The 25,227-nt window shown below is 42.3% G+C and carries 23 protein-coding genes; 15 read left to right on the top strand and 8 right to left on the bottom strand.

The genetic code is table 11. The features are described 5' to 3' along the window. A partial coding sequence (locus OFN67_RS07395) for a hypothetical protein (RefSeq protein ID WP_270868915.1) occupies positions 1–1,258 on the bottom strand: 1,258 nt, incomplete at its 3' end. Between the two features lie 223 nt (positions 1,259–1,481). Next, the gene (locus OFN67_RS07400) at positions 1,482–2,009 is read right to left on the bottom strand and encodes a hypothetical protein (protein WP_270868914.1); all 528 of its coding nucleotides are present in this window, start codon (positions 2,007–2,009) and stop codon (positions 1,482–1,484) included. 100 nt (positions 2,010–2,109) lie between these two features. On the opposite strand from OFN67_RS07400, the gene OFN67_RS07405 reads away from it, so the two are divergent. Continuing rightward, positions 2,110–5,553, top strand: a complete 3,444-nt coding sequence (locus tag OFN67_RS07405) for an acyl-[ACP]--phospholipid O-acyltransferase (RefSeq protein ID WP_270868913.1) — start codon at positions 2,110–2,112, stop codon at positions 5,551–5,553. A gap of 65 nt (positions 5,554–5,618) precedes the next feature. Here OFN67_RS07405 and luxS read toward each other — a convergent pair whose 3' ends face one another. The 4 genes from luxS to mqnF are packed head-to-tail and all read right to left on the bottom strand — an operon-like array spanning position 5,619 to position 8,377. Beyond that, complete coding sequence (luxS, locus tag OFN67_RS07410) at positions 5,619–6,122, bottom strand: S-ribosylhomocysteine lyase (protein ID WP_270868912.1); 504 nt, start codon at positions 6,120–6,122, stop codon at positions 5,619–5,621. Then, the gene (locus OFN67_RS07415) at positions 6,098–6,289 is read right to left on the bottom strand and encodes a hypothetical protein (RefSeq protein ID WP_270868911.1); all 192 of its coding nucleotides are present in this window, start codon (positions 6,287–6,289) and stop codon (positions 6,098–6,100) included. The genes luxS and OFN67_RS07415 overlap by 25 nt, the downstream gene beginning before the upstream one ends. A 13-nt stretch (positions 6,290–6,302) precedes the next feature. Continuing rightward, positions 6,303–7,175, bottom strand: coding sequence for a signal peptide peptidase SppA (gene sppA / locus OFN67_RS07420; RefSeq protein ID WP_270868910.1), 873 nt, complete (start codon positions 7,173–7,175; stop codon positions 6,303–6,305). Continuing rightward, positions 7,163–8,377, bottom strand: a complete 1,215-nt coding sequence (gene mqnF / locus OFN67_RS07425) for an aminofutalosine deaminase family hydrolase (RefSeq protein ID WP_270868909.1) — start codon at positions 8,375–8,377, stop codon at positions 7,163–7,165. Before mqnF ends, sppA begins: the two co-directional genes overlap by 13 nt. A gap of 121 nt (positions 8,378–8,498) precedes the next feature. On the opposite strand from mqnF, the gene aroQ reads away from it, so the two are divergent. From aroQ to OFN67_RS07480, 11 genes are all read left to right on the top strand, one after another. Next, positions 8,499–8,966 (top strand): type II 3-dehydroquinate dehydratase, encoded by a 468-nt coding sequence (gene aroQ, locus OFN67_RS07430; protein WP_270859780.1) that lies wholly within the window; start codon positions 8,499–8,501, stop codon positions 8,964–8,966. 9 nt (positions 8,967–8,975) lie between these two features. Then, positions 8,976–10,007, top strand: coding sequence for a M24 family metallopeptidase (locus tag OFN67_RS07435; protein WP_270868908.1), 1,032 nt, complete (start codon positions 8,976–8,978; stop codon positions 10,005–10,007). After that, positions 10,007–10,525 (top strand): 2-amino-4-hydroxy-6-hydroxymethyldihydropteridine diphosphokinase, encoded by a 519-nt coding sequence (gene folK / locus OFN67_RS07440; RefSeq protein ID WP_270868907.1) that lies wholly within the window; start codon positions 10,007–10,009, stop codon positions 10,523–10,525. The genes OFN67_RS07435 and folK overlap by 1 nt, the downstream gene beginning before the upstream one ends. Continuing rightward, positions 10,522–11,295, top strand: coding sequence for a nucleotide-binding protein (locus tag OFN67_RS07445; protein ID WP_270868906.1), 774 nt, complete (start codon positions 10,522–10,524; stop codon positions 11,293–11,295). The genes folK and OFN67_RS07445 overlap by 4 nt, the downstream gene beginning before the upstream one ends. A 14-nt stretch (positions 11,296–11,309) precedes the next feature. After that, entirely contained in the window at positions 11,310–11,912 is a 603-nt protein-coding gene (locus OFN67_RS07450) for a TIGR00730 family Rossman fold protein (protein ID WP_270868905.1), read from the top strand. Then, the gene (gene mnmA, locus OFN67_RS07455) at positions 11,909–12,940 is read left to right on the top strand and encodes a tRNA 2-thiouridine(34) synthase MnmA (protein ID WP_270868904.1); all 1,032 of its coding nucleotides are present in this window, start codon (positions 11,909–11,911) and stop codon (positions 12,938–12,940) included. Before OFN67_RS07450 ends, mnmA begins: the two co-directional genes overlap by 4 nt. A gap of 685 nt (positions 12,941–13,625) precedes the next feature. Next, complete coding sequence (gene metE, locus OFN67_RS07460; RefSeq protein ID WP_270868903.1) at positions 13,626–15,902, top strand: 5-methyltetrahydropteroyltriglutamate--homocysteine S-methyltransferase; 2,277 nt, start codon at positions 13,626–13,628, stop codon at positions 15,900–15,902. Between the two features lie 58 nt (positions 15,903–15,960). Continuing rightward, the gene (locus OFN67_RS07465) at positions 15,961–17,478 is read left to right on the top strand and encodes an MBOAT family O-acyltransferase (protein ID WP_270868902.1); all 1,518 of its coding nucleotides are present in this window, start codon (positions 15,961–15,963) and stop codon (positions 17,476–17,478) included. Continuing rightward, on the top strand, positions 17,479–18,561 hold the full coding sequence (locus OFN67_RS07470; RefSeq protein WP_270868901.1) for an SGNH/GDSL hydrolase family protein: 1,083 nt from the start codon (positions 17,479–17,481) through the stop codon (positions 18,559–18,561). Next, positions 18,554–19,582: a GDSL-type esterase/lipase family protein gene (locus OFN67_RS07475; protein ID WP_270868900.1), complete on the top strand. Its 1,029-nt coding sequence runs from the start codon at positions 18,554–18,556 to the stop codon at positions 19,580–19,582. The genes OFN67_RS07470 and OFN67_RS07475 overlap by 8 nt, the downstream gene beginning before the upstream one ends. Before the next feature lie 766 nt (positions 19,583–20,348). After that, the gene (locus OFN67_RS07480; protein ID WP_270874015.1) at positions 20,349–20,666 is read left to right on the top strand and encodes a YcxB family protein; all 318 of its coding nucleotides are present in this window, start codon (positions 20,349–20,351) and stop codon (positions 20,664–20,666) included. A 233-nt stretch (positions 20,667–20,899) separates the two neighbouring features. On the opposite strand, the gene OFN67_RS07485 is transcribed toward OFN67_RS07480, so the two are convergent. Together OFN67_RS07485 and putP are read right to left on the bottom strand one after the other, a co-directional pair. After that, on the bottom strand, positions 20,900–21,442 hold the full coding sequence (locus OFN67_RS07485) for an HD domain-containing protein (RefSeq protein ID WP_270868898.1): 543 nt from the start codon (positions 21,440–21,442) through the stop codon (positions 20,900–20,902). Beyond that, on the bottom strand, positions 21,442–22,947 hold the full coding sequence (gene putP / locus OFN67_RS07490) for a sodium/proline symporter PutP (RefSeq protein WP_270868897.1): 1,506 nt from the start codon (positions 22,945–22,947) through the stop codon (positions 21,442–21,444). Before putP ends, OFN67_RS07485 begins: the two co-directional genes overlap by 1 nt. A 99-nt stretch (positions 22,948–23,046) precedes the next feature. On the opposite strand from putP, the gene OFN67_RS07495 reads away from it, so the two are divergent. From OFN67_RS07495 to OFN67_RS07505, 3 genes are read left to right on the top strand one after another with little or no spacing between them, the layout of a single operon-like run. Continuing rightward, entirely contained in the window at positions 23,047–23,754 is a 708-nt protein-coding gene (locus OFN67_RS07495) for an amino acid ABC transporter permease (RefSeq protein ID WP_270859767.1), read from the top strand. Continuing rightward, positions 23,747–24,475: an amino acid ABC transporter ATP-binding protein gene (locus OFN67_RS07500; RefSeq protein ID WP_270868896.1), complete on the top strand. Its 729-nt coding sequence runs from the start codon at positions 23,747–23,749 to the stop codon at positions 24,473–24,475. Before OFN67_RS07495 ends, OFN67_RS07500 begins: the two co-directional genes overlap by 8 nt. An 11-nt stretch (positions 24,476–24,486) precedes the next feature. Next, on the top strand, positions 24,487–25,215 hold the full coding sequence (locus OFN67_RS07505; protein WP_270862778.1) for a basic amino acid ABC transporter substrate-binding protein: 729 nt from the start codon (positions 24,487–24,489) through the stop codon (positions 25,213–25,215). Positions 25,216–25,227 lie beyond the last annotated feature (12 nt).

Genomic DNA, 25,227 nt, shown 5'->3' on the forward strand with positions numbered 1-25,227 from the left:
CTTGTAAAACATTGAAATTTAGATTTTCAAAATTTGAAATTTGTCCTGCTTTTCGTGTGCCCCAAGTGCTAGTGCTGTTGCCTAGGATTAGGGTATTTTCTGTTTTTTCTTTATTTCCACCTACGACAGCTCCTCCAACATTGCCGTTTAGGAAATACACGGCGTTGCCTGTCGTGGTTCCCAGAGATGTATCAAATATATATCCGCCATATACATTTTCTGTAACTTTTCCATCGCCAGATAAATCTAAAATGACTAAATTTTTATTTGCGCCTTTTGATATATTAGTTACTCTATCATCTGCCTTAAAGCCTACTGCACCACCATAGATATTTGCGATTTTACTCTCACCCACTGCGACAGCTATATTGCCCTCTGCACCACCTGATTTTGGTCTCCAAGTATCACCACCTACGACATTGGTGGCTATTGCACTATCATCTGCATCTTTATTTAAATCTCTTACATATATGCGGTTATTATTTGCTTCGCCCTGTCTTGCTACACCAGCATGTAAGTATTTAGAAGTAGTTTTTTTAGTTGTACCAGTGTATGTCGTGACTCCATCATAGATAAGTTGATTGTAACTCGCAGTGCCTACTAAGTCAGCTTTATTTTCCGATGTTGGAACATCTTGTGCAAACCCACCTGTTATTTCAAAAGAGTCACCAGAGCCAAACATTGTGCTATTTTTTACATATAGCGTATTATAATCTACTGTGCTTTTAGCTGGATATAATATAGCGCCTCTTAGTTGGGTGTGAGTAATTGTGCTATCTTCGATTATGGTTGTGTTGTAATTAATACTTGCTGGACTGCCATCATTGACCCTAGCCGCCCACATACTGCTATTAATAGTTGAACCACCTGTTATATATATTGAGTTATTATTTGCTAGTCTTGGACCAGTTGTAGTAGTTGATGTTCCTGTGCTAGCAGCAGCTTGTAATGACCTATTATTATGTTTCCATTCTGCTTTATCTCTTATAATTATCTTGTTATTTAAAACATTTTCACCATTTTCTGCGTAACCACCATACACATTGCGATTTGTAAGAGGACTGCCAGTGGCATCATCGGCGCCTGAAATGATAACAGTTCCCTCGCTAGGTTGTGTAGTCGCTTGCCAACGATTTGGGTTTGTTTTTTCTTCTGCTCCATCGATTTTGGTAACTGCGTTTGCAATACTGACTGAGCTCACAGCAAAGAGCATAGCAGCTAAGACGATACTTCCTCTGCTTTTGTTTAATGCTTTCATCTCAAACTCCTTTGAAATTTTATAAATAGCTGAAATTATAACTTAAATTACAGAAAAAAGCGGTAAAATTTAAAGAATTTATGGGAATATTTGCATTTTTTTAAAAATTTGACAAATTAGGCGTTTTTGGGCGCGGATTAAGTGCAAATTCTCGCAATGACAAATTAAACAAATTTTCCTCGCTATTGTCATTGCAAGGAAGTGAAGCACTGAGAACGCAAAATCAAATTTTCTGATTTAAATCCACGCTTTCAATTGCTAAATTTCTAAATTTAGCCAAATTTTCCACTTCGCGCGCAGTATCCTTGGTGCAAGGCAAAACTATATGAAATCCACGCTCAAAGCCCAAAAAATAGTTTTCGCCACTCTTAGCTATGCGGTTTAAATCGCTAGTAGCGAACTTCTCGCTCGCACTCGCTTCACCATTAGCGAAGCTAATCTCACTCTCACTCCACAAAAAATTCATCACCACGCTCGAAGGCTCGATATTTTCGGCGTTTGCGATATGTTTGCGAAGCATTTTGCGATAAAATTTAGGGAAAAACACCAGCCACAACGCGCCCATGATTAGCGAGGCGACGCTTGCAATCGGGGCTGTTTTGAAAAGTCCGTCGATGATGATACCAAAGATCAAAAACTCAAAGGCGATCGCATAGGTGCTGACGATTTTTTGTTTTTTTGCTTTTTTGCTGTGAAGAAGCATAAATTTGTTAAGTGCGCTCACATCGCGCTCAGTGATAGTTACTTGCATAATTTTCCTTGATAAAATTTGGCGCATTTTATCAAATTCGGCTTAAATTTTCTATGTTAAATTTAAAAGGCTAAAATTCGCGCAAATTCAAGGAAAAAATATGAAAAATTTACTCAAAATCAGCGGATTTTTGCCCTTTATGATAATAATGTTTATCAACGCTAGCGTAGATCTCGCGCACAAAATCACTATCCAAAATGTCCTAGTCAAGAGCTTTTCGGGCGACACGCTCATTGCCCTGACCGCGCTAGTAAATATGCTAATCTTGCTTCCATATATTTTTTTATTTAGCACTTCTGGCTTTTTAAATGACAAATTCTCGCGCACGAAAATCACTCGCGCTTGCGCCCTGCTTGGCGTGGCTTTGTGCGCGCTAATCACGCTTGGATACATTTGCGGGTGGTTTTATTTCGCATTTTTTATGACAATTCTTTTAGCTGCGCAAAGCGCGATATACTCGCCCGCGAAGTATGGATTAATCAAAAAAATCGTCGGAGCGAAAAATTTAGGCGCGGCAAACGGCGCAGTGCAGGCTCTAACCATAATCGCGATTTTGCTCTCATCGCTTGTGTTTTCTGTGATTTTCGAAAGTTTCGCAAAGCAAGGCGCAGGTGCTGGCGAGCTTTTGCGCTCGGTGTGGTTTATAGGGCTTTTGCTCGTGGCTGGCTCTATGGTGGAGGCGTATTTTGCCTATAAAATTCCATATTTTGACGCGGCTGAGCCTGAGGCGAAATTTGAGTTTGCAAAATTCGCAAAATTCGAGTATCTAAGGCAAAATTTAAAATTTGTAACCTCGGATAAAAATATCTTGCTCTGCACGCTTGGGCTTTCGATGTTTTGGGCTGTTTCACAGCTCGTGATTGCGACATTTCCGGCGCATTTCAAGGCCATTAGCGGAAATGATAATGTGATGATTATCCAAGTTATCCTAGCTCTAAGTGCGATTGGAATTGCGCTGGGAGCGGTGTTTGCAGGAAGCTACTGCAAAAAACATATCGAGCTAGGAATCGTGCCATTTGGCGCGTTTGGGCTAGGACTTGCGCTGATGATTTTGGCAAACGCAAATTCGGCTTTTACACTATCTTTGGCGTCGCTATTTTTCGGATTTAGCGGTGGAATTTTCATCGTGCCACTTAATGCGAATATTCAGTTTTTTACCCGCGATGAGCGCATGGGGCGCGTGCTAGCGGGGTCAAATTTTATCCAAAATATCTTTATGGTGCTGTTTTTGATAATCGCCATAATTCTAGTAAATTTTGCCGTGTATAGTGGCGAAATCTTTGTAATGTGCGCGCTGTGCGTGCTAATCTGTGGAATTTTTAGCGCCAGATACCTGCCGCACCTTTTCATGCGAATTTTGCTTTTGCCGTTTTTGAAATTTGGATATAAAGTCCGCGTCGATGGGCTAGAAAATATCCCGCAAAGTGGCGGAGTTTTGCTTTTAGGCAATCACATTAGCTGGATTGATTGGGCGGTCGTGCAGCTTGCCTGCCCGCGCGCTGTGCGCTTTGTAATGCACAGAAGCTATTATGAGCTGTGGTATTTGAAGTGGTTTTTGAAAATTTTTGGCGTAATTCCAATCGGCGCAGGGGTCAGCAAAAGTGCGCTTGGCGCGATAAAAGAAGCCCTAAACGCTGGCGAAGTGGTGGGGCTTTTCCCAGAAGGGCACATCAGCTACAACGGCAGAATTGATGAGTTTCAAGCGGGATTTGAGCACGCTGCAAAGGGCGCAAATGCCGTGATAGTGCCGTTTTATATCCGTGGGCTTTGGGGTTCGACATTTTCAAGGGCTAGCGAACATTATAAAAAAACAATCTCCAAGCTTGGCACGCACGCTTTAAGGGTAAGCTTTGGTGCGCCACTAGATATAAATGCCAAAGCGCACGAGGTCAAAAAGGCCGTGCGCGAACTATCGTTTTTTAGCTGGGAAAAATACCTTAGCTCGCTCGATCCACTCGCGTATAACTGGCTAAATCAGGCGAAAATTTCGCCATTTAAAACTATCGCGGTCGATAGCACAGGGGTGAAATTTACAAATTTAGCGATGATGAGCGCGCTAATAATGTTTCAAAAGCGCCTATCACCGCGCATAGGAAATGAAAAAAACATAGGCATAATCCTGCCTAGCTCTGTGATTGCAAGTGCGATAAATTTGACGATTTTAGCCATGGGAAAAATCAGCGTAAATCTCAACTACACTCTAAGCGAAGAAAATCTCGTGTATTGCGCCACAAAGGCGAATCTGCGCACCATAATCAGCTCGAAAAAATTTGTCGAAAAGCTAAAATCGCGCGGATTTGAGCTAGAAAGTAGCCTTGGCGAGAGATTAGTGTATTTAGAGGATATCGGCGCAGATATCACACGCAAAGAGCGCATAAGCACGGCGATAAAGGCTCTTTTGATGCCGAAATTTTTATTTGAGGTTTTGTATATCGCGCCACACGCAATCGACGATGAGGCTACGATTTTATTTAGCAGTGGAAGCGAGGGGCGCCCAAAAGGCGTGGTGCTCACGCACAAAAACATAATGGCAAATGTGCGCCAAATCTCCGAACTCGTAAATGCCACGGGCGAAGACGCGCTTTTGGCGTCCTTGCCGATTTTTCACTGCTTTGGGCTAACCGTTACGACGCTATTTCCGCTAAATGACGGGCTTTTGAGCATACATGTCCCAGACCCGACAGACGCGTTTTGTGTGGGCAAAATGAGCGCGAAATATGGCGCGTCGATTATGTTTGGAACCTCGACATTTTTTAGACTTTATGCCAAAAACAAACGCCTAAATCCGCTAATGTTACGAAATTTGCGCCTTGCAATCGCAGGTGCTGAAAAGCTAAGCGAGAGCGTGAAAAAGGACTTTAAGGTCAAATTTGGCGTGGATATCTACGAGGGATACGGCACCACTGAGACTGCCCCTGTGGTGAGCGTAAATACGCCAAATATTTTAGAGCCAGATTTTTTCAAGGAACTTGCCTTCAACCGCGAAAAAAGCGTGGGTTTGCCACTAGCTGGCACGATAATAAAAATCGTCGATCCTGCGAATTTCGCCGAGCTTGGAAACGGCGAAGCAGGGCTAATCCTAATCGGCGGGGCGCAGGTGATGAAATGCTACTACGATGAGCCAGAGCGCACGGCGCGCGCGATTATCGAAATCGATGGCGTGAGGTATTATAACAGCGGCGATATCGGATACTGCGACGATGACGGGTTTTTGTTTATCACAGACCGCCTTTCGCGCTTCGCAAAAATCGGTGGCGAGATGATAAGTCTGGGCGCAGTAGAGGGGGCGATAGGCGAAATTTTGGGCTCTGCGGTTAGCTTTTCGTGCGTAAATTTGGCTGATGAGAAAAAGGGCGAGAAAATCGCGCTACTATATAGCGCCGAATTTGGCGAAGATGAAATTTCGCAGATTATAAAGGGTGCAAATTTAGCTCCGATAATGCAGCCAAGCGTGGTAAAAAAAGTGGGTGAAATACCGATTTTAGGCAGCGGCAAGGTGGATTTTAAAGCTGTGAAAAAAATGGCAGAGGATATGGGAATTTAAAAAATTTGTTAGGCAAATACCCGCAATGACAGATTAAGCAAATTTACTGCCATTGCGAGTGAAATTTACTTCACCAAAGATAAATCAAGTTTGATTTCGTCGTTTTTGATGACGCAAATACCCTTGTTTAGCACATTTTGTGCGATTTGCTTGGCGCCTTGCAAAGAGTGCATTTCACAGGTGCCACACTGAAATTTATTCAGCTCTGGTATGTCGCTTTGGCATTTTACCGCTAGCACATCGTGCATAGAGCTCTTCCATGCGTGAATTATCTCCTCTTCGCGCGGTTCGCCGATTAAACTCATATAAAATCCAGTCCTGCACCCCATTGGCGAAATGTCGATGATTTCGACATCGGCGCTGTTTAAATGCGCTCTCATAAAGCCCGCAAAAAGGTGTTCGAGCGTGTGTGTGGCGCGCTCGCTCATAATCTCTAAATTTGGCCTGCAAAATCGCAAATCAAAAACGCAAATCCTATCGCCGCCCTTTGTGGTCATTTTTTTGGCGAGTCGCACGCCAGGGGCTTTCATTTTGGTATGATCTACTAAAAAACTATCAAGTAGTGGCATTTTTTCTCCTTTAAAGCCGTTTGATTTCTTTTTTTTTCAAATAAAATTTCGCTAGGGCTTTTCTCGTCAGAGAAAAAGACATTATAAACAAACATCGAAAACACCGCGGTCGTGACGATAGCCATAAAAATCAAAACCGCGAAAATTATCTTGCGAATTATTAGCATGCGCAAAAAGCCCTTAAAACGCCATTAAACGCGCGCCCGCAAGATTATAAATCATCGCAGAGCCCTGCGTGGCGAGTTTATTTAGCATTTTTTCATACGGGCTTGGTTCTAGCCAGATTGGATTTGATACGCCACTTAGCTTTTCGCACGCTGTTTTGGCGCTTTGCAGTGAGCCTACCTCGTCGATTAGGCCTAGTTTTTTGGCCTGCGCGCTTAAAAACACCCTAGCGTTCGCCCAAATTTCGCGCTCGTCGAATTTAAGCTTTCTCGCACTTGCTACTTCGCGCGCAAACAGCTCGTAGCTTTGATTTACTAGGCTTTGCAGACTTTCCCTCTCAGCCTCGCTCCACGGCCTCATCATGGTTCCTGCTTCTTTAAATTCCCCAGCCTTAACGACCTGCTCGCTAATGCCGATTTTTTCGGTTAAATTCGAAACATCAAGCCCTTGCATAATCACGCCGATTGAGCCGATAAACGAGCCCGGGTTTGCGTAAATTTTACTAGCCCACACGCCACTAAGATAGCTTCCGCTCGCCATTGTGCCCTTGGCGTATGCTACGACTGGCTTTTTGGCGTTTAGGGATTTTATCGCTTGCGAGATTTCTACGCTTGGGCTTAGAGCTCCGCCTGGGCTATCAATGATGAGCAAAACGCCCTTGATTGCGCCGTTGTTTTCGATTTCTTTGATTTTTTCTAAAATTTGGCTATCGTCCATAATCGCGCCGGTCAAATTTATCGTGGCTAAATTTGCATTTGGACTTTGCGCACTCTTATCCCCGCTAAAAATCAAAAACACAATGAGTAAAAATATCATTGATTTAAAATATTTATTTATAAAGCCAAGCACCGCTAAAATGGGTGTAAAAAGGTTTTTTAGAAATTGCATTTTTTGCCTTTGATATATAGTGATTTTGCGTTTTTACTCTGTAAAATCAGCTGTAACGCTAGCTGGCTCTCATCGCACTCAAATCCCTCAAATACGGCGATATCTGCGATTTTGCCACTACTTAGCTCGCCTAAATTCAAATCCAGCGATTTTGCCGCGCGGTTTGTCGCACCTAGCAAAAGTTCGCGCGCAAGCTTGCTAAGCTCCAATCCGTCATGCACAAAGAGATTTGCCCTAAGCTCGTCGAGGAAATTTAGGCTGATATTCGAGCTTAGCCCGTCTGTGCCGATAGAAAATAAATAGCCGTTTTTGATAACGCTAGTTAGCTTTAATCTATCCCTGCCTAAAAGGCGGTTTGAGACCGCGCAGTGCGTGATAGAGTGGAGTTTTTTATCAAAAAGTTTGAGATCTGCAAAGACGCAGTGCGTAAAGAGCGTGCGCACGCCCTTGAAATACTCGATATAGCTTTTTGGCGAATAAAATGGTTTTGGGTTTGGCAAAAACGCCCCAAGCCACTCTTTAAACGCGCCCTTACCGTGTTTGAGCCAGTCGCGCTCGTGGTTGCTTTCCATGAAATGCGAACTCATCAAAAGCTCGTTATCGCGGGCAAAATCAGTGGCAAATTTCGTGATTTCTGGGTGCGTGGAGTATGGCGCATGCACGGAGACTGCCGGGATAAACAGATCGCTTACAAGCTCAGCAGACCTTGTGAAGCGCTCGCTAAATTTATCTATATTTGCGTCGATTGTGTTTTTATCTGCGCCTAAAATTTCGTTGAAAAACACGAAGCGCGCAGGTGATTTGGCGCAAATTTGAGCCTCTGTGCCAAAGCTAGAAATTTCGCCAATTGTAGCCACGCCTGATTTCATCATGGTTAAAATTTCTTTTTCGATTATCGTTTCTAAGGCCTGTTTGGAGAGTTCTTCTCTGGCATTTACGATAGAGGCGACCCATTTTACGAAATCGCCGTAGATTAGGTGCGTGCGGTTCGCGCTAAATTCTAAATGCGTGTGTGTGTTGATAAACGCTGGCATTGCGATATCGCTTCCGCAATCGATAAATTCAGCCTCGGGGTATTTTTCCCTAGCTTCATTTGGTTTTAAAATTTCTTCTATTTTTTCGTCGAAAACTACGGCTTTATCGCGGTGAATTTTAAATTTTTCATCGCAGGTTAAAATCCACTTCGCCTTTAAAATTTTCATAATTAATCCTTGTGATTTGTGATGAAATATTTTACAATAAATTAGTAAAAATTTAAGATAGTCAAAAATAAGCAATATTTGGCTATAATGGGCGATTAAATTTTTTTAAAAAGGACAAAAAATGAAAATTATGGTAATCCAAGGACCAAATATCAACCTTCTAGGACTACGCGAGCCAGGAATTTACGGCCGTATGAAAATGGAAGATATCCACAGACAAATGCAAGTCGTAGCAGAGCAAAGTGGCGTAGAAATCGAGTTTTTCCAAAGCAATTTCGAAGGCGAGCTAGTCGATAAAATCCAAGAGTGCTACGGCACATGCGATGGAATCATCATCAACCCAGCCGCTTACACTCACTCATCAATCGCTATGAGAGACGCGCTTATGGCTGTGGCGTTGCCTACGATCGAGGTGCATATCTCAAATATCAACCGCAGAGAGGAATTCCGCGAAAAATCAATGATAGCCCCTGTTACAGCTGGTCAAATCATCGGCTTTGGCCCTGTGGGATACCATTTAGCGATGATTGGTATGCTTCAAATTTTCGAGCAAATCAAGGCTGCAAAAGAGGCGAAAAAAGAGGCGTAATCAAAGCAGATGAACTATATTTTAAGGGATACTAACGCCGTATTTTGGGAGTGTGGATATGCGTGCGATAACTGCATATTTCTAGCCCTTAATGGCGCGCGGTTTTTTATCACAGACGCTAGATACAGCCTCGAAGCTAGCGAGTTAGCCAAAAATGTGCAAATCGTGCAAAGCTCGGATTTAACCCTTTCTGCGCGTAAAATTTTGCGCTCTTACAAGGTGAGGGCTGTGATTTTTGATCCTAATGATTTTAGTTTTGGCGCATTTAACGCACTAAGTAAAAATTTAAAAACGCACTTTATCCCAAAGCCAAATTTTAGCCAAATTCGTCGCACGATAAAAAGCGAAAATGAGCTTGAAATACTGCGCACTGCGGCTAAAATCGGCGCGCAGAAATTTGATGAATTCGCTAAATTTGTGAGCGAAAATGGGCTTGGCATGAGCGAAAAAGAGCTATTTTATAACGCGACTTTGATTTTCAAAGATAGCGGAAATTTAGCCCTTAGCTTCGAGCCGATTGTAGCGATTAACCAAAACGCCGCCAAGGCTCACGCTCTGCCTAGCGATGAGAGGTTAAAAGACGGCGATTTGCTTTTGCTTGATGCTGGGGTGAGGTATAAAAACTACTGCTCGGATCGCACAAGAACGGCGAAATTTAGCGCACAAGCGGGAATAAATTTTAGCAAAAATCAAAATTTTGGCGATACGAAAAAAGATAAAATTTACGCCATTGTCAAAGAAGCCCAAAAACGCGCCATAAACGCCGTAAAACCCGGTGTCGCTGCGCGCGAAATAGATAAAATCGCGCGAGATTATATCGTAAGCGAGGGCTTTGGGGCGCAGTTTTTGCACTCTACGGGGCACGGTGTGGGCGTGGATATCCACGAATTGCCGATTATTAGCCCACGCTCGAAGGCCATTTTAGAGGAAGGCATGATTTTTAGCATAGAGCCTGGGATTTATTTGCAAGGCGAGTTTGGCGTGAGGATCGAAGATACCGTAATCGTGACAAAAAATGGTTGCGAGGTCATGAGCGAATAATGCAAATTCTAGCGCAAAAAAACGGATTTTTAAGGCTAAATGAGGCTGTGAGAGTGATAAAAAGTCGGAATTTCCCGCGCAAATTCCCAAAAAAAGAGAATTTTAAATTTTGCTATATTTTAGGGCTTGGCGGAAACATCGGCGACAGCAGGGCGCGCTTTGAGCGTGTGTATCACCTGCTAAACAAAAATCCGAATTTTTTCGTTTGTGCTTCGTCGCAAATTTTAGAAAACAAGCCGTTTGGGTTTTTAGAGCAGAGCAATTTTTTAAACGCTACGCTGTGCGTGCAAAGCTCGCTCGCACCGAATTTAATGCTAAAAACTATGCAAAAAATCGAGCTTAAATTTGGGCGCAAACGAAGCTTCAAAAACGCCCCGCGCACGCTGGACATTGACATTTTATATTCTAGCGCGAAAATTAGGCGAAACGAGCGCTTAATCGTGCCGCACAGGGGCGTAGCAGAGCGCATAAGCGTGATTTATCCACTTGGAAGTATGATTGAAAAAGGTTTGGTATGAAAAATAAAATTCTAACATTTCTAAGCGCAAAAGGGGGAGTTGGCAAGAGCCAGATTGTGGCGAATTTCGCTCAAATTTTAGCTAACGCAGGATACTCTGTGGCCGTGCTAGAAGTGCCAAATTTCAATAACCAAGAGATAATCTTAAACGCTAAAATCGACAAAAACCAAATTTTTGTTTTCGCAAACTCTCAGGCTAAGGGGCTTAAAATTTTGCCAAATTTGACGCTAATTGCGCCAAATGACGGCGTGTTTTTGAGCGAAGATGGCGCGATAGAGAGCTTTTTGGGTGCAACGCTTGGCGCGGATATGTTTGATTTCATCTTAATCGACGCTTCACTGGATTATGCGAAAAAATTAGTAGAATTTGATACCGAGCCGATTGTGGTGTGCGCGAACGAACCCTGCGCTATCAGCAACACTTACGCGTTTTTGAAATCACTAAATTTGCCACAAAAAGAGATTTTGTTTTTGATGAATTTCGCCTCTTGCGAGGACGAGGCTGTGGGGATATTCGAAAATCTAAAATCCGTGGCGCAAAAGAATTTGGGCGAGGTGAAATTTGGGCTAGTTGGCTTCATGCCTTATGATAAATATGTCTTTATAAACGCCCAAAACAGGGAGCTTTTCAGCATTTCGCGCCCATTTTGCAAGGCTAGTATCGCGCTTCGTGATAGCGTAAGCAGGACGCTGGTGGCACTTGGGCTAGAAGCTTTGCCAAAGCGCGGCGCTTTCGGTGGCTTTCTAGGAAAGCTTAGTAATTTAATCTAAATTTTAATCACACAATGCAAATACGAGAAATTTTACAAGATATCAGAACGGCGAAAAACAGCCTAAATTTCATAGAACCAGGCGTTACGATTTTTGGCTCAGCGAGGCTAAATGCGGGTAATCAATATGTCAAAGACGCAGAAAAACTCTGCGCGGCACTCGCTGATATGGGATATGCGGTCATCACAGGCGGAGGAGGCGGGATAATGCGCGGGGCAAACAAAGGCGCATTTGCTCGCGCAAAAGCCCCAAGCGTGGGCTTTAATATCAAACTTCCTTTCGAGCAAAAAAGTAATGCGTTTTTGACTCACGATGTGCATTTTAAAACCTTTGCCCCTAGAAAAGGCGCGCTCATCGCAAATAGCGAAATTTTCGTCATTTTCCCGGGTGGGTTTGGGACGATGGACGAGCTGTTTGAGGTATTAACCCTCAAACAAACAGGCTTTAAATCAGCCCAAATTTATCTATACGACGCCAAATTTTACGCCCCTTTGGTGGAGTTTTTCAAAACCTCAATGTTGGCTTTGGGGACGATTGATGAGGGTGATTTGGCGGGATTTAGGCTCTGTTCTAGCGTAGAAGAGATAATAGAGCATATCAAAAAGGAGAAAATTTGAAAATCATGGTCGCCCTAAGCGGGGGCGTGGATAGCTCGATGAGCGCGAAGCTTTTAAAGGACGCTGGGCACGAGATCGAGGGCTGCTATATGAAGCTACACGAAAAGCCAGGCTATCACGAGAAAAATATCGAAAAAGTGCGCAAAGTAGGGGAGTTTTTGGGGATAAAAACGCATATTTTGGATTTGCAAGATGAGTTTAGGCGCGAGGTTTATGAGCCCTTCGTGCGCACATACCAAAACGGCCTTACGCCCAATCCCTGCGCGCTGTGTAACCGCACAATCAAACTTGGCAAGCTTTTGGAATTTGCCCATCAAAACGGCTGCGAACGCCTAGCCACTGGGCATTATGTGCGCGTGGAAAATGGACTTTTAAAAAAGGCGCGCGATGAGAGCAAAGATCAAAGCTATTTTTTGGCAAATGTTAATCCAAATGCCTTAAAATCTATGATTTTCCCGCTTGGCGAAATGCTTAAAAGCGAGGTCAAAGCCAAGGCTAGCGCGTATCCAGAGCTCATCGAAATTGCCGCACAAAGCGAGAGTAGCGAGATTTGCTTCGTGGATAAAACATATATCGAAATTTTACAGCGCCACACAAACACCAAAACCCCGGGCGTGGTAAAAAACGCAAATGGCGAAATCATCGGCACTCACGAGGGCTATATGCACTACACAATCGGCAAAAGGCGTGGGTTTCGCATAGACGGTGCGCATGAGCCACATTTCGTGCTCAAAATCGACGCGCAAAATAATGAAATCATCGTCGGCGGGCGTGACGAGCTCGATACTTACGAATTTTCGACGCGAAATTTAAACGCATTTGTGAGCGTAGGTGAAATTTTAAATGCGCCAAATTTGGGCGTGAAACTTAGATATCGAAGCACGAAAATCCATGTAAAAATCGCGCTAAATGAGCGTGGCGGGGTTAATGGCACGCTCTCTCAGCCAGCAAATGGCGTAGCTGGGGGACAGCTGGCGGTTTTTTATGACGAAGAGGACCGCGTGCTAGCCAGCGGGTTTATTGAGTAAAATTTTAAATTTACAACGCTAGCTATTGTCATTGCGAGCAAGCCTTGCTTGCGTGGCAATCTACGATTTAAAAATTCATACCGCCAAATTTGCTGTCATTGCGAGAAAACGAAGTTTTCGAAGCAATCCAGGAAAATTTAAATTCAAATTTCAACCTAAATTTTGCATTGAACGATTTTTGAATTTAACCTGCGCCGTGTTTTTCTCGTAAGGGGGAAGGGGGCTTGAATTACTCTGCTTCGCTTCGCTCGCAAGAAATGCCGGCTCTCGCCGTCGCTACGCTCATTTTGCGAGGTCGCGCCCCCTCCCCCTTACCAATCCCCGCCCCTGTAAAACCTTAGAAGTGGCTAAATTTAGAAAAACTTCGTTTTTCTAAATTTAGCTGGTTTTATTTTACGGAAATGCTTCGCATTTCTTTGCAATTGCAAAGTAAAATTCCGGGGCAGTGTTTGTGGAAATTAAAATTTCAAATTTTATCTATATCAAAGCAAAATAAGGCTAAAATGCTCAGATTAATTTGAAATTTAAAGGAAGCAATAAATGCACTGTCCCATGGCGACTTGATATTGTCAGTGTTTTTCTAGGGCTAATCATTTATTCACGCATATTCATGCCGCGCTAGCGGCGCAAAATTCAGACTTTTTCTCAACACAATTTATAAAATTTTAAAACAAAAAGGATAAGAATGAAAAGTTATATCACAGGTTTTCCGCGCATTGGCGAGCAACGAGAATTAAAAAAAGCATTAGAGAGTTTTTGGGCAGGAAAGTGCGAACTGGGCGCACTAGAAAAGGTAGCAGACGAGCTAAAAGATCGCCACATAAAATACCAGTTAGACGCATGGACTGGCTTAATTAGCGTAAATGATTTCTCGTTTTATGATTTAATGCTCGATAATAGCGTGCTTTTTGGCGCAGTGCCTGAGAGATTTGCATCTTTGAGTGGCGTGGAGCAGTATTTTGCGATGGCGCGTGGAAACAAAGACGCCGTGGCAATGGAAATGACAAAATGGTTTAACACAAACTACCATTACATCGTGCCTGAAATCAGCAAAAACACAAAATTTAGCCTAAATGCAGACAAAATTCTAAACGAATACAAAGCAGCTAAAAACAACGATTTTAAGGATAGTTGCGCGTTAAAGATAAATTTAATCGGACCGATAACCTATCTAGCACTTTCAAAAAGCACGGACGGGAGCGAACCACTAGCCAAACTCGATGAGCTAGTAGAAAAATACGCCGAGCTTCTAGGCAAGATTTCAGCCCTTGATAGTGAAGTCGTCGTTCAAATCGACGAGCCGATTTTTGTAACCGATAGGGGCGTGGAGCTAACGGGAAAAATCGCACCCGTTTATAACAAGCTAAATTCGGTCGCTTCAAACATTAAAATCGTATTTATGACATATTTCGAACACGCCACAGAAGCTTTGAAAGAAGTCGTTAAAACGGACATTTGGGCTGTGGGGTTAGACTTTGTCTATGCGAGTAAAGAAAATATCAAAGCCGAGCTTGAAATCTTAAAAGATGCGAAAACTACGCTATTTGCAGGGGTTATTGATGGACGAAATATTTGGAAAAGCGACATTGATAAAAAGTTAGAATTTTTGGAATTCATCTCCCAGTATGTCAGCAAAGATCGCCTTTATGTGGGAACTTCATGCTCACTTTTGCATGTGCCATTTACCCTAAAATATGAAGAAAAACTAAACCCTGAGATTAAATCTTGGCTAAGTTTTGCGTGTGAAAAACTAGAAGAAGTCTGCATTTTAACCCACCTTTTCTTTAAAATTCCAATCTGCGATAGCGGTATCAAAAAATATGAAGAAAATCAAAAATCTGCCAAAACACGCCTAAATTCGCCGTTAATCCACGATATAGCGGTGCAAAATCGCGTGAAAAATTTAACCAAATTTGAGCGAAGTGATAAATTTGAAGACCGCATTAAAATTCAGCGCGAAGCCCTTGCTTACGGCGATTTGCCGACCACGACGATAGGCTCTTTTCCACAAACAACCGAACTTCGCCAAGTTCGCAACGCCTATAAAAAGGGTTTAATTAGCAAGGAAGCCTACGAAAAAGATATAAAAGCCTATATCGATGAGTGTGTGGCGTTTCAAGAAGAGATTGGGCTTGATATTTTAGTTCATGGCGAGCCTGAGCGAAACGACATGGTTGAGTATTTTGGCGAACAGCTCAAAGGCTACGCATTTAGCGCAAACGGCTGGGTGCAAAGCTACGGCAGTCGCTGCGTAAAACCGCCACTTTTATTTGGCGATGTTAGCCGTCCAAAGGCGATGACCGTAGAGTGGATAAAATACGCGCAAGGCAAAACAAGCAAGATTATGAAGGGTATGCTAACTGGACCAGTTACGATTATGAACTGGTCGTTTGTGCGTGATGATAAGCCTAGAAGCGAGGTTGTCAAGCAACTAGCTTTGGCAATTAGTGATGAAATTTCTGATTTACAAGTTGCAGGGATTAAGATAATCCAAGTCGATGAAGCAGCCTTTAAAGAGGGCTATCCGCTTCGTAAGGAAAATATCAGCCAATACGAAAATTTCTCGGTGGGCGCGTTTAAACTCGCAGTTTCAAGTGCAGATGCTAAGACGCAAATTCACACTCACATGTGCTATTCTGAATTTAACGATATTATCAAAACGATTGAAGCAATGGACGCTGATGTTATCAGCATAGAAACGGCGCGTTCTGGCAACGAGTTACTTAAAATTTTTAAATCGGTCGGCTACAAACAAGAAGTAGGACCTGGCGTGTATGATATACACAGCCCTCGTGTGCCAAGCGTAGAGGAAATGGTAGCGCAAATTAACGCACTTTTAGAAGTTTTGCCAAAATCTCAGCTTTGGATAAATCCTGATTGTGGGCTTAAAACTCGCAAATGGGAAGAGGTAAAACCAAGCCTAAAAAATATGGTAGAAGCTGTGAAAATCGTAAGAGGATAGGAGTAATGCGGCGCGAGCAGGGTGGTGCAAAGCCTTGCGCGCTTCATAATCAATCAAAATGACATTTTTTTCGCCCGAGTTTATTTTGCTTTTTACGCTGTTTTTTGCCCTGTATTGGTCGCAAAAAGACAGCGTCTTTATCCAAAAAATCCTAATTTTGGCTGCAAGTTACGGCTTCGTCTGCTCTGTAAGCCCAAAATTTGGCGCGATTTTGTTTGCTTACTCGTGTTTTGTCTATTTTGCTGGGAAATTTTTGAGGCGAAATTCCAGCAATTCCGCCATTTTATCGGCAGTTTTTGGCTCTATTTGTTTTTTGTGTTTTTTCAAATATTTTAGCCATATTAGAGAATTTTTCGCCATTGTTACAAATTTTTTTGGACTTTCCCCAATCGAGTCAATCGCCCTGCCGCTGGGCATTTCATACTATACTTTTATGTCGATAACCTATCTCGTGGCCGTGAGCAAAAAGCAGTGCGAGGGGGCGGATTTTTTGAGTTTGCTTTGCTATCTGGCGTTTTTCCCAAGCGTGGTAATGGGCCCCATAGGCAGGGCAGCCGCGCATAAAAACTCCAAAGGATACATTAAAATTTATCCAGTTTTGCCACAATTTAACCAAAAAAAGAGCTTTAAAAACGGCGATAAAATTCTCGCGCTTTTTATCATCGGCGCTTTTAAAGTTCTTGTCATTTGCGGTCATCTTACGCCGTTTGTGGGTGAGATTTTTAGCAATATTTACGATTTTAGCGAGGTTAGCGCGCTAAAAATTGTGTTGGCGATTTTGCTTTATTCTTTTGTGATTTATACTAATTTTAGCGGATTTATCGACATTGCGCGCGCCCTAGCACTCGCACTTGGATTTGCTTTGCCACGCAACTTTCACATGCCATATACTGCGCGAAATATCGATCAGTTTTGGGATAGGTGGCATATCAGCCTTTCTACCTTTATCCGCGATTACATCTATATCCCGCTTGGCGGGAATTGTGGCTGGGGCAAAAAACTGCCAGTAAAGCTCAAAATCGGCGCAAAGAAAAAGAAAAAGAAAAAAGCTAAAAAAGAGATAATCGAATTTGTCGAAGTGCGCGGTATGTGGAAGTTTTGGCGTATGAATTTGAATATAATGTTAGCATTTTTGCTCTCTGGAATTTGGCATGGAGTGGGGCTAAATTTCGCCATTTGGGGGGCGTTACATGGCTTAGCGTGCGTGTGGTTAAAATGCCTACGCGCCTGCAAAGTAAAGCCATTAAATTTGCACTTTTCTAGGTTAATTACATTTATCTATGTCAGTTTTGCGTGGGTGTTTTTCGCAAACACTGATTTTAGCGAGATTGGCGCGATTTTCTCGGCTCTTATTTCATCTCCACTTTATCAGAGCAAATTTGAAATTTTGCTAGTTTTGGCTGTTTTGATTTTTGTTTTGATTTATCCTAAATTTTTGGTTACAAACCGCCTAATTGAGGGCTTTTTAAAGAGATTGCCATTTTGGTTAAAAGGGGTAGTTTTGGGCGCGGTTTTTTGCGCGATTTATCTTTTGATGCCAAGTGGAATTCCAAATTTTATTTATGCGAGTTTTTAGATGATTAAATTTTTGTTTTCGTTGGTTGTGGCATTTTTGATTTTGGCTTTTTTTGCGCAAAATTCCTTGATTTATTACGCGAATTCGCGCTTTGGCTCGAATTTCGGTTTGGAAGAGTATTTGGCGAATTCGCCTTTGAGATTTGGGGGCGAATTGCAATCAAACATTAGCCAAAAAATCCAAAATTTCACGCCAAATTTAAAGGCGAAAATAGAGAGCCTCTCCCCGCAAACAGCCACTTACACACTCGCTAGTAACACTGCGCCTATTATCGCTCCAAGCGATAAAGACGCAATCATCGAGCGTGAGCTTAAAAAAATCGAAGCAGTCAAGCTAACCGATACAACTCTGCCTAAAATTGATAACAACAAAAGCGCGAATTTAACCGCGCCAAAGCCTAGCGAGGCGAACGAAACAGCTCCTGCTCTCGCGCCAAAAATTGCAAAAAAATCTAATGAAAAAATCGCGCTTAAAGCCGGTCAAACCGTGCTATTTATCGGCGATAGCCTAATGCAGTATGTGGGTATGAGTGCTAAGAAATTTTTCCCAAAATCAGGGCTAAAAGTGCTTGATCTTAGCAAGCAATCAACCGGCCTAGTCGATAAAAAGGGGCACAACTGGCAGCAGGTTTTATCCGAAAATCTAGCAAATAACGAAAATATCGGGCTAGTGGTGGTGTTTTTGGGTGCGAACGATACTCACCCGCGCAAGATTAATGGAGCTGTGCGAAGCGTAGGAAGCGAGGTTTGGAGCGAATTTTACGCTAGCAGGGTCAGGGAGATTTACGATACTGCTGAAAAATACGGCGCAAAGGTGCTGTGGCTGGGGCTTCCGTGCATGAACGAAGCGAAATTTGAGCAAAAAACCGAGGCGATTAACAAAGTTTATAAAAGTGTGAATAAAGAATTCGGCGAAATTTACATGCCTACAAGCCCATTTGTGTGTGAAAACGGCGCATACAAGGTCTATCTCAAAAACGGCAAACACCAAATTCGCGTTCGCCAAGACGACGGAATCCACATCAGCAAAAAAGGCTGTGAAATCATAACCCAAAAAATTTTAGCAAGGATTAGCGTTGAATAGCATTGCTCGCGCGCTTTTCGCAGTTTTGCTCTGCATTAGTGGCGCGCTAGCGCAGGGCTTTGGGGTGAAGTTTTTGGGCGATTCGCACCTTGGAAGCGACGCGCTAATACAGGCATTTAGAGATGAATTTTTTGGTGGAAGCGACGATAGTGTGGGCTTTATCGCCCCGCTAATGCCTAAATTTCACGCTAGCGAGGCGGTGAGATTTAAAAATGAGGGCTTTGAGATTATCTCGTCGCGCAGGGATACAGACCCGGATTTCCCACTATGCGGGGTCATTGCAAGGGCGAGAAATGGGGCTGGTTTGCAAATAGAGCTTAAAAAGCTAAGTGGCGAATTTGAGGTCGAAGTGCTTCACAGAGTGGGCGGAAATGGCGAAATTTTCGAGATTATCGACGCTAATGGGCGGAAATTTCGCATAAATCATCTTTTGCGAAATTCTTGGGAATACACGCGCTTTACGCTCGCTTTTCCGGTGCAAATCCGCTCTTTGCGCGAGGGCGCGGAGCTTGGTGGGTATAAAATTTACCGCAAAAATGGCAGTTTCGCCGATAGTTGCGCTAGCAATGGCGCGTATTCGAGCGTGTATCAAAAATGGGGTAAAAACGCCTTTATTAGGGATTTGGCGCGACTTGATTACGAGCTTTTTATCATCGCTTATGGCACAAACGACGCCCTTGATAGCAATTTTGACGAGGCGAAATTTTACGCGACTCTGCGGGGGCTGGTGCGCTCGCTTCGCAAAGGCTCGCGCAGAGCAAAAATCCTGCTCATCGCCCCGCCTCGCAGTCCCAAAGTGCCAAACGCCCCTCGCGCAGCAGCCGTGATAAGGCACCTAGCCAGCGATATGGGGCTTATGTTTTATGATTTTGACATGGTGATGAGCGAGGATGGAGGCTGGGAGGGCTGGCGCAAAATGGGGCTAATCCGTCCCGATGAAATCCACTTAGAAGCTGGGGGTTACGAGAGGCTTGGGCGAAATCTAGCCAGGCTTTTGAAACGAAATTTGATAGAATTTTAAATTTAGCATAACCCGCTAGCGCAACCTTTTAAACACTGCCCCGAAATTTGTAAATTTTGTATAATCTGTCATTGCGAGCAAAAGCAAAGCGTCAAGACGCTTTGCCGAAGCAATCCAGTAAAATTTTCAGCACACTTCAAATTAAATTTTACTTTCAATTTGTCATTGCGAGCAAAGCGAAGCAATCTACGACTTTAAATTTAGAGCATGTAAATTCCGTGTCATTGCGAGGAGCAAAGCGACGAAGCAATCCAGTAAATTTAGGGAGTGTTAGAAATTTGAATTGAAATTTATCTGAATTTCCCTGGATTGCTTCGCTACGCTCGCAATGACAGCAAATTTACACGCCTTAAATTTTATGCTCGTTGATTGCTTCGGCGATAAATCGCCTCGCAATGACAATAGCGAGCAAAATTTGGTGCCAATCTATGAATTTAAAATTTCGGGCAGTGTTTTGGGGAAATTTTAAAATTTCATATAAATTATAAAAATCATCAAATGCCCCTTGCAATGGGAAATTAGATAAAAAATTAAGCCTAAATTTGTTACAATTAAATCTATAAATTTACAAGTTAGGGAACGCAAAATGCCATTTGAAACAACAACGATAATAACATACGATGAATATAAGAAATTTAATTATGCTGTCTTACATGAGACCTTAGGATTTAAAATAAAAATTTTATATATCGCTAGTGTTGTGTTAATCATAATTAATGTTATTCTTATTTTTTTACAAGGTTTTGTCGATAGTGATAATATTGCTATGTTTGTATTTGTAATTGTTTGGCTATTTTTATGGCGTTTTATTACATATAGGCAAATTAAAAATTTCTACAACACTACAAAAGCTATACAAGATAAAACCGCCGTTATAACATTTTTTGATGATTATTTTATAGATAAAACAGAAACTTTTACAACTCAACTAAAATACGATGAGTTGTATAAAATCATAGAAACAAATACGCATTTTTATCTTTTACTAAGCAAATACGGTGGCGGTTCTATCATCGTCAAAGAAAACTGCTCTGCTGAGCTGATAGAATTTTTGCAAAAAATCAAAAGAGAATTTGAAAAATAATAGAAATTTGCGAATTTGAGTTACAAGTGGAGATTATTTGAAATTTTTTTGAATTGCCATGTTGGGCTCGCAATGACAGCAAATTTAATGCAAGGAATTTTAAAGTCGTAGATTGCTTCGCTTTCTACGAAAGCTCGCAATGACAAATTGGGCAAAATTCGTGTCAATCTATGAATTTAAAATTTCGGGGCAGTATTTTGCAGAAATTTAAAATTTAAAATTTCACTGCTGTATCAAGCCTGGTGCAGTTCTCTCATGCCTTTTATGCAGATTTCTACGATCTCTTTGATATCCATGCCAAGCATTTCACAACCCTTTAAAATCACGCTTCTATCGCATTTGGCGGCAAATTTTTTATCTTTAAATTTTTTCATTACACTGCTGGCGCCTAAATCCGCAAAGCCGTTTGGGCGCATTTTGGCGCAGGCATCGATTATGCCTGTTAGCTCATCGACGCAAAATAGGCTTTTTTCTAAATTTGAAATCGGCTCGACATCAGTGCAAATGCCGTATCCGTGGCTGAGTATCGCCCGCACGCTAGCTTCATCTACGCCAGCGTCCAAAAGTGGCCCAGCTGTGTGCGCTAGGTGCTCGTCTGGGAATTTTTCGTAGTCGAAATCGTGCAGATAGCCGATTGCTTGCCAGTATTCTTTATCCTCGCCGAAATGCTCCGCCATAGCCCCCATTGCAGCCATTACATTTTCGCAATGCGCGATTAAATTTGGCTGTGAAATTGCGCCTGAGATTAAATCTTTTGCCATTTTCAAATTTAGCACTATTTTTTCTCGCTTTCGTTTCGTGCTTTCATTTTTTCAAATTCGATTGCAATCTCGTTTAAATTCGGCTCATCTGCCATTTTATCTAGCACAGAGTTGTATTTATTGACTAGCATTATGGCAATCATCGAAAATGTAAATCCAGGCAAAAGCGAATAAATATAGCCCGATAAATCGGCAATTATCCAGATTATGACAGTTACGCCACCAACTATCATGCCGCATAGCGCAGATAGCGCACTCATGTGTTTTGAATACAGGCTAAATAAAAGCACCGCGCCAAAACTCGCGCCAAAGCCCGCCCAAGCGTGTCCGACGACATTTAAAACACTATCGTCCCACAAAAACGCCGCAATCGTAGCTAGCACCGCGATGAAAACGACAGCGAGCCGGGAGACTAGGGTTTGCGTGGCTGATGAGACTTCTTTTTTATAAAATGCGAAAATGAAGTCTTTCGTAACCGAGCTAGCACTGACCAAAAGCTGGCTAGAAATCGTGCTCATAATCGCAGCTAGCACGGCTGAGATAATCACGCCAAGGATAAATGGGTGGAAGAAAATTTTGCCAAGTTCTAGGAAAATTTTCTCTGGATCGCTGATAGATAGGGAGTTTTGGTGAAAATACACTAGACCGATTAGTCCGCTAGCCATCGCCCCAAGCAGTCCAAAAACCATCCACGAAATCCCAATTCTGCGCGCAGAACTCATCTCGGCTGAATTTCTAATCGCCATAAATCGCACGATGATATGAGGCTGTCCAAAATAGCCAAACCCCCATGACAAAAGCCCCAAAATTCCAAGAAAAGTTTGCCCCTCAAACAAATCCAAATGCGACGGATTGATTTTTGATACCTCGCCCCAAAAGCTCGAACTATCGGGGATTTGTAGCGCATTAAATGAAAAAGCTGGAATCATAATCAGCACGATAAACATTAACGCGCCTTGGAAAGCGTCTGTTATCGCTACTGCTTTAAATCCGCCAAAAAATGTATAAAACACAACGATACAAATCGTCGCAATCGCGCCATAAGCGAAATTTAGCCCGAAAAATGTCTCAAAGCTCTTTCCGCCTGCGATAATTCCGCTAGAAACATACAGCGTGAAAAATACGATAATCAAAAGTCCAGAGATTATGCGAAGAGATTTTGTTTTATCTTTAAAACGATTTTCCAAAAAATCAGGGATTGTAATGCTATCGCTTGCGACTTCGGTGTAAATTCTAAGCCTTTTTGCGAGAAATTTATACGCGCACCACGCACCAATACAAAGCCCGATTGCAATCCAAACCGTGCTAATTCCAGTAGCAAAAAACGCCCCAGGAAGCCCTAGAAGCATCCAGCCGCTCATATCGCTAGCACCCGCGCTAAGTGCGGTTACAAAGGGATTTAATCTGCGATTGTCGATGAGGTATTCGCTCAGGCTTGCGTTTTTGTCGTAGTAGTGTCTGCCGATGATGACGAGGGCTAGGAAATACATAGCGATCGAGGCATAGATCCAATAACTCATTTTCCACTCCTTAAAAGGTGCGATTTTATCAAAATTTACTTGAAATTTATCAAAATTTTAGTATGCTTTTAGGCTAAATTTTAATTTAAAGGCTGGGGATTGAACGAGAGAATTTTAAAGATTGTTTTTTCGTTGATTATCATCTGCGCAGGAATTTATTTTTGCTATCCAGATAACTTAACAGACGCGCGCAAAATGGCGCTTGTAAATGCTTATGGCGTTACGCTGATACTCACAAGTGGCGGTATCGCGCTTGGTATAGTTTTGGGATTTATTTTGGCGTTTTTGAAATTTTTGGATAATAAAATTTTAAATTTTATTATCGACGAGTATGTCGATATCATCCGTGGCACGCCGATAATCATACAGCTTATGATTTTTGTTTTTGTTGTTTTTGCGACCTGGCAAAACAATATTTTCGCCGCAATCGTAGCGCTAGGTCTTAACAGCTCAGCCTATGTTTGCGAGATCGTCCGCAGTGGAATAAACAGCGTCGATCGCGGTCAAATGGAGGCTGCGCGCGCTATGGGATTATCGTATTCGACAGCGATGAAAGTCATTGTTTTCCCGCAAGCGATAAAAAATATCTTACCAGCTTTGGCAAACGAATTTATCAGCCTTTTTAAAGAAACTTCGGTCGTGGGACTTGTGGCGATTACGGATTTGACATTTTATTCAAAAAGCCTGCAAGCCTCGCTATATACGGTTCAGCCGATACTTTTCGCGGGTGTGATTTATTATGCGAGTGTGAAATTTTTCTCGCTTTTGGTTAAAATTTTAGAATCAAGGCTAAATAGACATGATTGAAATTTCAAATTTAAGCAAAAATTATGGCGAGCTTTGTGTTTTGAAAAACATTTCAAAAACCATAAACAAAGGCGATATTGTCGCAATCATCGGACCTAGCGGGAGTGGAAAATCGACATTTTTGAGATGTTTAAATTTGCTCGAAACCCCAAGCGAGGGCAGTATCAAAATCGGTGGCGCAGACATTACCGATAAAAAAACCGATATCAATAAAATTCGCCAAAAAGTCAGCATGGTTTTTCAGCATTTTAACCTTTTTGCGAATAAAAATGTTTTGCAAAATTTAACCCTAGCCCCAGTAAAAGCTGGAATTTATACCCCAGAAAAAGCCAAAGAAAAGGCTATGGAGCTTTTGCGAAAGGTGGGTTTAGAGAGCAAGGCCCAGTCTTTCCCACACAAACTCTCAGGCGGTCAAAAACAGCGCATCGCAATTGCCAGAAGCCTAGCGATGAACCCAGATGTGATACTTTTCGATGAGCCTACAAGCGCGCTAGATCCTGAGATGATAGGCGAGGTTTTAGCTCTTATGAAAGAGGTTGCCAAAGAGGGCATTACAATGCTTGTCGTAACCCATGAAATGGGCTTTGCGCGCAATGTGGCAAATAGAATATTTTTTATGGACGGCGGAAATATTTTAGTCGATGATACGCCTAAAAATGTTTTTGAAAATCCGCAAAATCCGCGCTTAAAAGACTTTTTAAATAAAATTTTAAACCATTAAAAGGAGCAGAAATGAAAAAATTTCTTAAATTTATGTTGGCAGCTAGCTTGGTTGGCTCAATTGCTTGTGCAAAAGATGTCTATGTAATGGGCACAAACGCCGAATATCCGCCATTTGAGTTCGTAGATGAAAACTCGACTATCACTGGATTTGATATTGATTTGGTAAATGAAATTTCAAAAAGAGCAGATTTGAAAATCGAAATTTTAAATATGAGCTTTGACGGCTTAATCCCAGCGCTAAAAAGCGGTAAAATCGATCTAGCAGGATCAGGTATGAGCGCGACAGCAGAGAGAAGAAACGCTGTGGATTTCACAAACTCATACTATGAGGTCGAAAATTTATATATCAAACACAAAGACGACGATAGCCTAAAAACCAAAGACGACCTTAAAGGCAAACGCCTAACAGCGCAACTTGGCACAATCCAAGAAAACGCAATCCGTGAAATTCCTAGCGCAGATGTCAATCCAGCAGAGACCGTGTTTGCTGGTGTGCTACTAGTAAAAAACAAAAAGGTTGATGCGCTTTGCGTGGATTCATCTGTGGGCGTGGAGTATTTGAAGAAAAACGACGATATCGTGGAGTTTATGAGAGAGTCTGACGGAAGCGACGGATTCGCCTTTGCTTTCGATAAGGGCAAATATCCTGAGCTTGTGGAGAAATTCAACAAAGCAATCGACGAGATGAAAAAAGATGGCTCATACGACAAACTTTTAGAAAAATACAACCTAAAATAATCTAAATTTGGC

The organism is Campylobacter sp. JMF_11 EL3 (assembly GCF_027736965.1).
GTDB lineage: Bacteria > Campylobacterota > Campylobacteria > Campylobacterales > Campylobacteraceae > Campylobacter_B.

Coding starts and splice junctions, on each gene's coding strand:
- OFN67_RS07450 (WP_270868905.1), top strand. CDS start 11,310: ATGCAAATACGAGAAATTTTACAAGATATCAGAACGGCGAAAAACAGC.
- OFN67_RS07500 (WP_270868896.1), top strand. CDS start 23,747: ATGATTGAAATTTCAAATTTAAGCAAAAATTATGGCGAGCTTTGTGTT.
- OFN67_RS07400 (WP_270868914.1), bottom strand. CDS start 2,009: ATGCAAGTAACTATCACTGAGCGCGATGTGAGCGCACTTAACAAATTT.
- luxS (WP_270868912.1), bottom strand. CDS start 6,122: ATGCCACTACTTGATAGTTTTTTAGTAGATCATACCAAAATGAAAGCC.
- folK (WP_270868907.1), top strand. CDS start 10,007: ATGCAAATTCTAGCGCAAAAAAACGGATTTTTAAGGCTAAATGAGGCT.
- putP (WP_270868897.1), bottom strand. CDS start 22,947: ATGAGTTATTGGATCTATGCCTCGATCGCTATGTATTTCCTAGCCCTC.
- OFN67_RS07470 (WP_270868901.1), top strand. CDS start 17,479: ATGATTAAATTTTTGTTTTCGTTGGTTGTGGCATTTTTGATTTTGGCT.
- OFN67_RS07505 (WP_270862778.1), top strand. CDS start 24,487: ATGAAAAAATTTCTTAAATTTATGTTGGCAGCTAGCTTGGTTGGCTCA.
- metE (WP_270868903.1), top strand. CDS start 13,626: ATGAAAAGTTATATCACAGGTTTTCCGCGCATTGGCGAGCAACGAGAA.
- aroQ (WP_270859780.1), top strand. CDS start 8,499: ATGAAAATTATGGTAATCCAAGGACCAAATATCAACCTTCTAGGACTA.
- mqnF (WP_270868909.1), bottom strand. CDS start 8,377: ATGAAAATTTTAAAGGCGAAGTGGATTTTAACCTGCGATGAAAAATTT.
- OFN67_RS07445 (WP_270868906.1), top strand. CDS start 10,522: ATGAAAAATAAAATTCTAACATTTCTAAGCGCAAAAGGGGGAGTTGGC.
- OFN67_RS07480 (WP_270874015.1), top strand. CDS start 20,349: ATGTTTGTATTTGTAATTGTTTGGCTATTTTTATGGCGTTTTATTACA.
- OFN67_RS07415 (WP_270868911.1), bottom strand. CDS start 6,289: ATGCTAATAATTCGCAAGATAATTTTCGCGGTTTTGATTTTTATGGCT.
- OFN67_RS07435 (WP_270868908.1), top strand. CDS start 8,976: ATGAACTATATTTTAAGGGATACTAACGCCGTATTTTGGGAGTGTGGA.
- OFN67_RS07465 (WP_270868902.1), top strand. CDS start 15,961: ATGACATTTTTTTCGCCCGAGTTTATTTTGCTTTTTACGCTGTTTTTT.
- OFN67_RS07405 (WP_270868913.1), top strand. CDS start 2,110: ATGAAAAATTTACTCAAAATCAGCGGATTTTTGCCCTTTATGATAATA.
- sppA (WP_270868910.1), bottom strand. CDS start 7,175: ATGCAATTTCTAAAAAACCTTTTTACACCCATTTTAGCGGTGCTTGGC.